Consider the following 2,353-nt stretch of genomic DNA (forward strand, 5'->3'; position numbering starts at 1 on the left):
ATCTTTTCACCACAACAGTGTGGATTAACCTGACTGTCTTTAATCATTTCAGCAATATTGCCACAATGCTGACAAATAAATAATTTCATAAATTTACCTCCTATCTAACCAATAATATTGGTTAACAACAATTATTAGACATCCTTTCTTCTAATAACATATCCCCTGTAAATTCTTTCTTATCAGCAAACAATTTCTAATCATATAGATTCATAATTCAAATAATGCCTGTATAATTTCCTTCAACTGCATTTTAACAAATTATATCCATTAATTCAATCAATCATAATTATATTATTCACCCAATCAATTTCAAGATAGTTGATTTACTATTTCTACCAAAATTATTATTTGTGAGTGCAAAGCTATATCATTTATAATTACTATAACTCTATTATTAACTCATTAAGCCGTAAATATACATACACATTTCTAAAAAACACAAATAATAATTAAATATTGATTCTTTCCACATAACCCACAAAGATAGCAATAAGACTTATGAAATTTTAAAATCTAAGCTCTAATAATACTATCTACTTTAAAAAAACTACTATTTATTTTAATAAATCTATCGTTTTTTTATGAACATTTCTTTTTTGAAAACACCCTGATTTGTTGTAGAATGCAGCAAATTAAATTGAAATTTATCAAATTAACTTCATAATCCAATTATCAAGAAATTTCTTCTGTAAATCTGTATGAAACCAGTGCTCTCCATCCTCCATTATAGTAAGAGTAGCACAGACTTGTTCTGAAAATTTAGATATGGTTTCTTTAGAGGTTAAATTGTCATTTTCACCATATAAAATATATGTAGGAATATTCCATTTAATCGGATGTTTTCGGACATAGCAAAGATATTCCCAAGATAATGTTTCTCCAAAATCTGTAATTATTTCTTTTTTATTATATAGTTCCTCTTCTGTAATATTCGACCAATTCATCATATTTATTATTAGTTTTTCCATATTAACAATAGGTGAAATAAAGAAGGCTTTAGTGATATTTTTATCTGCAAAACCATTCATTGAGAAAAAAGCGCCTATACTATTTGCTATCAAAATTACAGAATCATATCTTTTTGCAAATTTATCATAGAAAATAGAAAACTCTTTTTGGGCTTGCCATGGATTTTGCGATTTATAATCAAAGCCAATAACATCAAATCCGGAAAATAAAGATCGATAATGATCTGCTTCCTCTATGCTTCCTCCTTTGCCATGCACGTATATGACCAATTGCTTCATCTAATCACTTCCTTTGATAAATTGGAATTTGGTTGGTTTAATGCTTTTTCATATATTCAATGAAATCTTTTGTTTTAGACCAATATTTAATGCCCCAATTTTCAAAATTCCATTCATCCATGTATGGATTGCATTCATAATCGATATAAAAAATAGTCCCATTCGCAACCACGAAATTTGTCGGAAAGAAATCTATATTTAGTCCAGCAGAATAAACCATCTGTGCCATTTTTCGAACTTGTACGATGTATGAATCATCCATAATATCATCTTTCACTAATTCGTATATCGTTGGCCCATCGATATATTCTTTAACAATTCTTTCGTTTTCGATATCAACATCCAACATTTGAGGCAATCGGATTCCAGTATGCAACAGTCTGTTATAATCGTTGATTTCTGCTTCAATTTTGTTTCCAAAGGTATAATAATCACATGGCTCGTGGTGAATCTGTTTCAACACATATTGGCATCCATTCCTTTCTACCAAATAGGAATACCCGCCTTTGCCGTGTCCTAATAACCGAATAACCGTATATTTCTTTTGATTAACAACAAATGTTTCCTGCATCCGTTTGCCTCCGTTAAATTCGAATTTATTTTTCTAAAAACTCTCTTAATTTATTATACCATTTACAATTTATCATATAACTAAAATGTCCTTCATTATCTAATATCAATAACTCTGAATTTTTAATATTATCAGAAATATATTTTGCCTCGCTTATAGGAACTATATCTTTACTTCCTCCATTTACAATTAAAGTAGGCACATTTATTTTTTCAAAATCTTCTTTATTCAATGTTTTCATATTATTATTTAATTTTTCAAACATTTCATTTGCTTTCTTGCCAGGATAGTATGGAATTTTTTCCATTATTTTTGCATATAGTGGTTTTTCAATAATACCTTTTCTAGCTACCCCACTACAACAAATTAATTTTGATATACTATCTGGATAATTAATTGCTACATTTATTGCAACAGTTGCTCCACCACTGCACCCTAGTAAATATGGTCGGTCTATATTTATTTTCTTTATAAATTCATAAACATCTTTAGCACTTTCTTCATAACTTAATTTACAATTTCTTTCGCTTTT

Annotated in this window: 3 protein-coding genes; all 3 read right to left on the reverse strand. The window is 28.4% G+C overall.

What is annotated here, in order from left to right; all coding sequences use genetic code 11:
- Positions 1-650: 650 nt before the first annotated feature.
- On the reverse strand, positions 651-1,250 hold the full coding sequence (locus tag SPJ17_RS03830) for an alpha/beta hydrolase (RefSeq protein ID WP_321092900.1): 600 nt from the start codon (positions 1,248-1,250) through the stop codon (positions 651-653).
- A gap of 37 nt (positions 1,251-1,287) precedes the next feature.
- Positions 1,288-1,821, reverse strand: coding sequence for a hypothetical protein (locus SPJ17_RS03835; RefSeq protein WP_321092901.1), 534 nt, complete (start codon positions 1,819-1,821; stop codon positions 1,288-1,290).
- 25 nt (positions 1,822-1,846) lie between these two features.
- Positions 1,847-2,353 (reverse strand): alpha/beta hydrolase (locus SPJ17_RS03840; RefSeq protein ID WP_321092902.1); only part of this gene is annotated, 507 nt, incomplete at its 5' end.

The organism is Anaeroplasma sp. (assembly GCF_034179385.1).
GTDB lineage: Bacteria > Bacillota_I > Bacilli_A > Acholeplasmatales > Anaeroplasmataceae > Anaeroplasma.